The organism is Caldanaerobacter subterraneus, from assembly GCF_004345675.1.
GTDB lineage: Bacteria > Bacillota > Thermoanaerobacteria > Thermoanaerobacterales > Thermoanaerobacteraceae > Thermoanaerobacter > Thermoanaerobacter subterraneus.
Window position 1 is genome coordinate 23,007 of sequence record NZ_SLWU01000027.1, and the last position, 8,196, is coordinate 31,202.

An 8,196-nucleotide genomic window follows, 5' to 3' on the forward strand; every position below is an offset into this window, starting at 1 on the left:
TATGTTTATTTAAAAAAATAAATTATTTTCTTTACTTGACAGCCCGACCTCTTTTAAAAGAAGTCGGGCTTTTTCATATTTATTAAATTCTGTTCGCCTTGGCAGTACGGGTATGAGTACGTTTTCTATAACAGTAAGTGAAGGGATCAAGTGAAACTGTTGAAAGACAAACCCAATATATGAATATCTAAAATCTGCTAACTTCTTACCTTTAAGTGCAGAAACATTTATTCCAAATACTTCAACTTCTCCTCTTGTAGGTCTCTCAAATCCTGCAATTATGTTGAGAAGCGTGGTTTTACCAGCTCCCGAAGGCCCTTGTATTGTCACAAATTCTTCAGGCCATATTTCAAGATATACATTTTTTAAAGCAGCTTCCTCCTCTTTTTGATTTTTATATTATTTTTTGTGACATTTTTAATTTTAACAGCAGGTTGCAAATTAAAATTACCCAAAGCGCTGCCTCCTCATATGATTCTTATTTATTAAGAATCTAAATGCTATTCATTAAGCACAATGTTACCGTCTTTACATTAACAAATTTACTGTTTTTGGTTTCCAAATTTATTATAACATTGTTATCATTTACTTTTCAAATAATGTTAAGAAATTGACATTTTATTAGCAGTTTAATATACTAAATACATTCTTATAGTTTTAAACAGTTCTTCGTTGTTTCCATCTCTCCGAAAGTATCATTTTACTTCTTTTTTCTCTATAATCCCAATATTCTTTTTCATCAAGAAATAAAAGCCCCCACAGGTAGATTATGGGCACAGGCAATTCCTGAGGACCGTAAAAATCCTTTAAAAATACTTCCTTTACTTCCTCAAAACCGTAAAACTCAAAAAGCCATTCTATCTGTTCCCAACTCCCCATAGCTAATACTGTTTTTATTATCAATTCTTTATGTTTTCCAGTATCCAAAACGTCGAAATTATAATTTCTAAACAAAGGCTTAAAATCCTCTGGCAACCTCATAAACCCATCCCTTTTTTCTTTACATATTTTTCGATTGCTTTTCTAGCTTGCTCTACTAAAAACCATCTTTAACTTTAAAAATGCGTAATCTCCGTGATTCTCAAACTCTTTTGGGCTTATACTCATTAACCTACTACAGATAAAACTACACTTGCTGGAGTAAAAATTTCATCGAAAGTCCCTACTTTTACTACTTCCCCGTCCTCTACAAAAATTATCTTGTCATATTTTTTAAGAACTTCTTCAGAAGTATTATGAGTTATTACCAGTGCTGTCAATCCTTCTATGCTTAAAATGGAATTTTCTATGCTCAAAGCTGTTTTTTTATCCAGTGATGAGGTAGGCTCATCTGAAACCAATATAGGTGTACCTTTGATTAATGCCCGTGCAATGCTTATCCTCTGCCTTTCCCCTCCTGATAAATTACTGCCCTTTTCTCCCACTTCTGTATTTTCTTTATCCGGTAATTTCTCTATAAATTCCTTTAACCCAGATAAGGAAATTGCCCTTTCAATAACTTTTTCATCGTACTCCTTAAAAAGAGTTATATTGTTTTTAATACTTGTATCAAACATAAACACGTTCTGGTGTATCACAGAAATTAGATTGTTGTACAAATCTTCAGTTTTTATATTTCTTATGTCTATTCCGTCAATTAAAATTCTTCCTTCAAAATTGTTATAGTATTCTAAAAGAAGTTTTACTATTGTTGATTTGCCACTGCCACTTGGACCAATAATCGCACATTTTTCTCCTTTCTTTACCGTAAAAGATATATTTTTTAAAGTAGGTTCTTCTCTCCTCCCATAAGAAAAGCTTACATTTTCAAAAACTATTGCGTCATTAAAATCTGTCTTTGAGATAAACTCTCCTTCCTGCTGTTCTTTATCTTCCATAATATCCATTATCTTTTTCTGTATTGATTCTGTCCCTTTCAAAGCATTTACCCTTTCAATAATTCCTATCATGGGATTTACAATATTATTCATTAACTGCACCGCAGCTATCATCAATCCAGGTTCTAAAATGCGCTTTATTACAAGATATGCACCGAGCCCCAGTGAAGCAAAAAACATTAAATATCCAAAGAACTCTGTCAGAGAATTTGCCAAAGCAAGCATTTTTTCAAAGAAAAATCGGCTGTCTTCCACTTTTTTATTGTACTTTTTGTACTGTTCTCCTACCAATTTTTCTACATTAAAGCTTTTTACCACTTCAAAACCAGATAATATGTCGTTTGTTTGCACAGTCAAATCAGATAAACTATCTGAAAATTCTCTTTTAGCTTTACTTATTTTTTCTCTAAAAAGATAAGGAATAACCACAAGAAAAATACTTATGACAAAAACTCCTACAGCGATGAAAAAATTTAATTTAAAAATTGCAACTGTTGCAATTATAAAAGAAAATATTAGCGCTACCATCGTCAATATATTTTTAAAATAATCTTGCTCCAGTATCGTTATATCGTTATTTAATGTGGAAATATACGAAGCGCTGTTGCCTTTCTGGAACTGGTCAATCTCTTTATTTATTACCTTAGAAAATATGTCATTTTTTAAATCAAAAAGCATTTGCCTTATATAGCTTGCTCTTACAATCCTAAGGGAATACCATACAATCAACACAGAAATTAAATACAGCGAAAAAATTATACATGTTTTATATAAAAGTGCCATGTCATACTCTACTGCTGCATCTACAAAATTTGCTAAAATGAATGCTAACATAACGCTCAAAATACTTTCTGCCAGAGTTAAAATTATATTCCCAGTCAAAAGCAATTTATTTTTGAAAAAGTACTTTTTCACACCCTCACCTCCCAAAAATTTCTCCTAATACAATTCCCATTCCAAAGCCTAAGAAAAGACCTCCCATGAAATGACCTAAAAATATTCCCAAGCCTGTACCTATAAACAAGCAGCCTATAAAAATTTTCCCCCTTTTTATAAAATCCAATTGACTCCCTCCCATTCTTCATTTTGCCTCTTTAAATTATATAAATTTCAACTTAAATTTTTTAAACTTTGTTGCTTTAATAATAACATTATTTAAATTTCCAGTAAAATTTATTAAAGTAGCAAAAAAGCTTGTTATTATTGATTAAGCCAATTTATCTCTCAAAAACTCTCAATTTCAAACTTTTACTCCTTTTTTCTCTATAAATTAAAAACCCATAGGAAGTAAAATAAACTTTCTTCCTATGGGTTTACTCAAAAGCCTTTTTTCTGTCCCCAAGCACCTTTGCTTATCAATATAAGGCAACGCAAATAGCTCTTCATTCATCTTCTACATACTCTAATATATCTCCTGGCTGACACTCTAAAACTCTACAAATAGCATCCAAAGTTGAAAAGCGAATAGCTTTGGCTTTGCCTGTCTTTAAAATTGACAAATTTGCCATCGTTATGCCGACTTTTTCTGAAAGTTCTGATAGCGTCATCTTTCTTTTCGCTAACATTACATCAAGATTAACTCTAATCACAATCCAACCTCCTAAATTGTCAGGTCATGTTCGTTTTTTATTTCTATAACCTTTATTAAAAGAGCTTTAATCACTCCTGCCGCAGATGCTATAATAAAAGACATAAAAATTATACTCACACCTAATAAAAATAGGCTCGGATGTAAGGCGTTGTTAAAGATGAGATATACCATGCCTATTACATAAAGTAAAATTATAGCAATGGACGAGTAAAATATATAAGTGAGAGATTTGTTGGTATATTCTGTAAAAGCTTTATCCTTCTCAATAAGTCTTAAAATAACAAAGCCATTGTATACACCTATATAAAAAGGAATGCATGTAAGATAAATACCAAATAGAAGAGGATATTTTAGATAGGCGTATTCTGGATTTTGTTCAGCTAATGTATTTGCTACACTTGGAAGCCAGAAAATAGACAGCATAAGTATTACAAAGCCTATAACCACCAAAGAAATTTTTAATAAATTTAACATCCACTTTTTCATAACTACACCTCAATTTCAATTATTTTACTCACATTATGACACATAATTTATTGAAAATCAATATATTTTTATCGATAAACAATAAAAATAATCAAACAAAGGGACGGTTCTTTTTGTTTGAAGTTTGAAAATCAAACAAGAAGAACCATCCCCGGTGTTTGATTTTAATATCTAACTTAGCAAATTAAATGGAAGGTAATCGTCATTCTTTATCTCTTCAACAAACAATTTATCTCTTCTTCTTTTAAATACATAGGCATGAGCATTTTCAAAAGACTTAATAATTCTAAAAGTATCTTCTATGATTTCAATTGCACAGCCATTCTCTAATCCTATTCCTGTACCATCAAAGTTCATCATAAATTTTTCAAAATATTCCCTTCTATTTTCTTCGTCGAGATGAGGACATAGTATGGCATCAAAAAGCCCCAAACCCTCAACTTTAATATAACTCCATGTTTCTACATCCTGAAATCTTAGTGAATCACTAAAACCGTATTTGAACCAGCATATAGCTCCTGCACTCAATCCTGAAAGTACCGTTCCTCTCTGATAAGCATCAATCAACATCTTGTCAACACCTTTGGACCTCCATATTTCCATCATCCTCTTTGTGTTACCACCGCCAACATAAATCAAATCTGCCCACAAGATTTTATCTTCTATTAGCGTCCTATCCAAACTATCTTTTATTAAAAACAAAACATCTGTCTTGCATCCAAGCGTTTTACCATAGACAAGGTCAAAACTTTCATAGTAACCTTCAGGTTCTCCGCTCGCAGTTGGTATAAAAAGAGCTTTTGGATTGGCTTTACCAGTTAGTTTAACTATTTCTTCATCTATTTTCAAAGTTTCAAATTTTGAAATCTCTCCTCCCCCTATGGCAACAACTTTTTTCATATACTCACTCCTCTATAAATTAATTAATGTTATCGTCATTCCTTATGTGTTCTTTGAATAGCGGATATCAAACTTCCACACAAAGGGAATGGTTCTTTCTGTTTGAAAGTTTGAAAATCAAACAAAGAGAACCGTCCCTGGCGTTTGATTTATTTTCCTGATATGGTTACCCCTTTCACGCTAATCCATGGGAGTACCTGCCACCCAAAATTGACTTGTTCTTTGGAGATTGCAGTTATATTCTTCAACATCTCTGCAATGTTGCCAGAAATCATCGTTTCACTTATAGGATATTTTATTTTGCCATCTTCAATCAGATAACTATTTTTTGCAACCCCGGAAAAATCACCGCTGTCACTTGGATACCCTCCTGAAAATCTCATAAGCAATATACCTTTTTTTACAGATCTAATCATATCATCAAGTGCTGTTTCACCTGGTTCAATTACAAAAGCACCTCCATCATTATAGGCATATTTTAATCCTGTCTTTTTTGAACCATAAAGACTTAATAAAAAGTTTTTTAATACGCCTTTGTCAATAATGGTTATATTTCGAGCTTCGTACCCATCCTTCGTGACAAAATAGCCACTACAAATTTCCTCCGATACAGGACAAGAATGAACAGTCAAAAGAGGGCTTGCAATCTGCTTTTCTAATTTATCCTTATATATACTGGTTCCAGATATTATAGAATTGTCTGATAGCGACCTTGTGAGGAAATCTAATATATCATTTACAGCATCAGGAGAAATTATGACATCACCTACAAATTTACCTTCTACAGGTCTTGTGTTTGTCTGCTCTTCTAATTGTTTTAGTAAAATGTCTAGAGTGCCACAATTTAATAGCTCTTTATCAAGGTTTTTTAAAGAAAAACTTGTATAGTTAAAAGAGGAGGTTTTATCCTGGTCCTTTGATGAAAACATTGCAAAAAAGTTATATACACCTTGATTAGAAACATAATCAACACCATTGGAATTTGCAAAGTAACTTTCTTTATACTCATGATATAAAAAAGCTTGAATCAGTATAATTTTGGGATATTTTTCTTTTATTTGTTTGACTAATTCATTCATCCTGTGATACATCATTTCTAAATCTGGAGTTCTATCCCCTGATGAAAATACTTTGGGTGGTTGATATTCGGCTATGTCATTTGCCTCATCTTCAGGTGACGCCTCTGCAACTAATATAACATCTTGTGCTGCAGAATCAATTGATTGAATATCGGATTTATTTATTGAAATAGTACCTTTTTTCTTATCTTTTATAGCTGTTAAAACTATATCCGTATCAAAGGTTGTTCTTACCATAGTAAATTCATTAGCTTCAAGGTTGACTTCATGCTTTTCTGTAAAAGTGAGATTAACTTGGAATTTCTGAGCACCTGCTCTATTTAAGGCTTCAAGAGTATAGTTGACTATCTCCTTTTGGCTCATCATCTTACCTCCCCCCTATGTTGATCTGGCATTTGATTGCAGGACCGGCCATTCCAACGGGCATAGGCTGTTTTTTACCACACCAGCCACTGCTTATCCATTTTATTTCATTAGAGACCATTGTCACCGTTTTGAGTACATCAAAAGCTACTCCCGAAATTGTTGTATCCTTTACGGCTCTACCTAACTTTCCATTTTTGATCTCATAACCCAATGTCACACCAAACATAAATTCGCTTGTAGTATCAGCCTGCCCATTGCTTGCTTTTACAAGATAATATCCATCATCAATAGACTCGATCATTTTCTCCAACGTATCATTTCCAGGTAAAATAGCTGTATTCCTCATTCTTATTAGAGGTTCATCAGAAAATAAATATGCCCTTGCATTACCTGTAGGCTCCATACCGAAGTACTGCGCACTTTCTTTGTTATGCATATAGCTTTTTAAAATTCCATTTTCTATTAGTATCGCATCTTTTGCTTCTGTCCCTTCATCATCTATGAATACTGGAACAGGGCAAGTTTCGTCAAAACAAGTGTTAGCAAAATCAACTATGCTAATCAAAGGGCTTGCAACTTGTTCTCCTATTTTCCCATAAGCTACAGAGCCTCCCAAGACAAGGTCTGCTTCTACTGTGTGGCCAATGGCTTCATGGGCAAGGACACCCGCAATATCTGCATCAATAATGCAGGTTTTTATACCCGGCTCAGGCAGCACTCCTTCACTTTTATTTACTAAATGACGATAAAGTTCATCAATTTTTTCTTCAAAATCCGAAGGTGATGAAAAAACATCCTCAAATTGCCCTCGCCCTCCGTAGGCATCAGTAATTGTAACAGGTTCCCCATTTTTTATTAGAGATAGTGAGATGTAAATATTACTTCTCGGAATCATAGCTTTTAAATAAGAACCATCTGATGTCAAAAGATATTTTTCTATATCAAGGGTGTTCAAAAATATTTTTCTACTGGCAATTTTGGGATATTTGCGACATATCATCTCATCTATCTCTTTTAGAAAATGTATCAACTCTTTTTGGGTCAAACGAGATTTCTTAGTTGAAAAATCCTTTTCTATACTGGCAGGCCTTGAGGGAAGAGGTCCTTTTCTTTTATTCACTTTAGCATCTAAAAATTTAGCATTATCTGTAGCTTCTTTTATTACCTTCTTAATGGCCTCCTCGCTTATTTCTGCATGTGAAGCAAACCCCCATGCACCATTTAAATAAGCGCGAGCTGATACACCGCTTGTTGATGACTGAGAATTCTTCACAATGTTCCCATTCACAAAAGTAATATTAAGCTCAGTATTTTTCTGCACTCTAAGTTCTGTATAGACAGAAAATAATTCTTTATACTGGTATAAATCAATAGTTTCCAAACATATCCCTCCCTAAAACTTTAATTATTTAATGTTGTGCTTAAATAATAAAAAATATAGATTAAAAATTTTAATTTATATTGCTTTAATAATAGCATTATTTAAATTTCCAGTAAAACTTGTTAAAACATCAAGAAACCGATATTTTGCTTGATTTATCTACTTTATCTCTTTATTACTTGCAATTTCAAAGTTTTACTCCTAATTTCTAATTTTTTCTTTTTCACAGTAAATTGACCACTTAAAAGGTATACTGGAAACTAAAGCAGTAATTGATGATAAGAAAAGTGCAGCATAAAGACCTTTTCTGTCACTTAAAACACCAAAGGAATATGTACATAAAATTGTTGAGATACTTATAAATAAACTGTATATTGATATTATTGCTCGCAGTTAAGTCTATATAATTGTGTAAAAAGGAGTTGAGCCATTCCCCACCCCTGGTTAGAATAGAAATAGAAACGAACCAAAAAATCTAACCGGAGGGATAGGAAATGGCTCAATACAATATTACCA

9 protein-coding genes are annotated in these 8,196 nt (G+C 32.7%); all 9 read right to left on the reverse strand.

From position 1 onward, the window contains the following. Nucleotides 1–9 precede the first annotated feature (9 nt). On the reverse strand, nt 10–330 hold the full coding sequence (locus tag EV203_RS10885) for an ATP-binding cassette domain-containing protein (protein WP_243700684.1): 321 nt from the start codon (nt 328–330) through the stop codon (nt 10–12). A gap of 327 nt (nt 331–657) precedes the next feature. Then, nucleotides 658–981: a DUF6922 domain-containing protein gene (locus tag EV203_RS10890; protein ID WP_132040584.1), complete on the reverse strand. Its 324-nt coding sequence runs from the start codon at nt 979–981 to the stop codon at nt 658–660. A gap of 125 nt (nt 982–1,106) precedes the next feature. Then, entirely contained in the window at nt 1,107–2,792 is a 1,686-nt protein-coding gene (locus EV203_RS10895; RefSeq protein WP_132040586.1) for an ABC transporter ATP-binding protein, read from the reverse strand. Nucleotides 2,793–2,796: 4 nt separating this feature from the next. After that, nucleotides 2,797–2,940, reverse strand: a complete 144-nt coding sequence (locus tag EV203_RS13440; protein WP_162828800.1) for a hypothetical protein — start codon at nt 2,938–2,940, stop codon at nt 2,797–2,799. 319 nt (nt 2,941–3,259) lie between these two features. Next, on the reverse strand, nt 3,260–3,466 hold the full coding sequence (locus EV203_RS10900) for a helix-turn-helix domain-containing protein (protein WP_011026703.1): 207 nt from the start codon (nt 3,464–3,466) through the stop codon (nt 3,260–3,262). 11 nt (nt 3,467–3,477) lie between these two features. Beyond that, on the reverse strand, nt 3,478–3,954 hold the full coding sequence (locus tag EV203_RS10905; RefSeq protein WP_132040588.1) for a DUF2975 domain-containing protein: 477 nt from the start codon (nt 3,952–3,954) through the stop codon (nt 3,478–3,480). Nucleotides 3,955–4,125: 171 nt separating this feature from the next. After that, entirely contained in the window at nt 4,126–4,854 is a 729-nt protein-coding gene (locus tag EV203_RS10910; protein WP_132040590.1) for a peptidase E, read from the reverse strand. Between the two features lie 149 nt (nt 4,855–5,003). Continuing rightward, nucleotides 5,004–6,299 (reverse strand): TldD/PmbA family protein, encoded by a 1,296-nt coding sequence (locus EV203_RS10915; RefSeq protein WP_132040592.1) that lies wholly within the window; start codon nt 6,297–6,299, stop codon nt 5,004–5,006. 1 nt (nt 6,300) lies between these two features. Beyond that, nucleotides 6,301–7,680 carry a TldD/PmbA family protein gene (locus tag EV203_RS10920; protein WP_132040594.1) on the reverse strand — a complete coding sequence of 460 codons (1,380 nt, stop codon included), beginning with the start codon at nt 7,678–7,680 and terminating at the stop codon, nt 6,301–6,303. Nucleotides 7,681–8,196 lie beyond the last annotated feature (516 nt).

Coding starts and splice junctions, on each gene's coding strand:
- EV203_RS10915 (WP_132040592.1), bottom strand. CDS start 6,299: ATGATGAGCCAAAAGGAGATAGTCAACTATACTCTTGAAGCCTTAAAT.
- EV203_RS10890 (WP_132040584.1), bottom strand. CDS start 981: ATGAGGTTGCCAGAGGATTTTAAGCCTTTGTTTAGAAATTATAATTTC.
- EV203_RS10910 (WP_132040590.1), bottom strand. CDS start 4,854: ATGAAAAAAGTTGTTGCCATAGGGGGAGGAGAGATTTCAAAATTTGAA.
- EV203_RS10905 (WP_132040588.1), bottom strand. CDS start 3,954: ATGAAAAAGTGGATGTTAAATTTATTAAAAATTTCTTTGGTGGTTATA.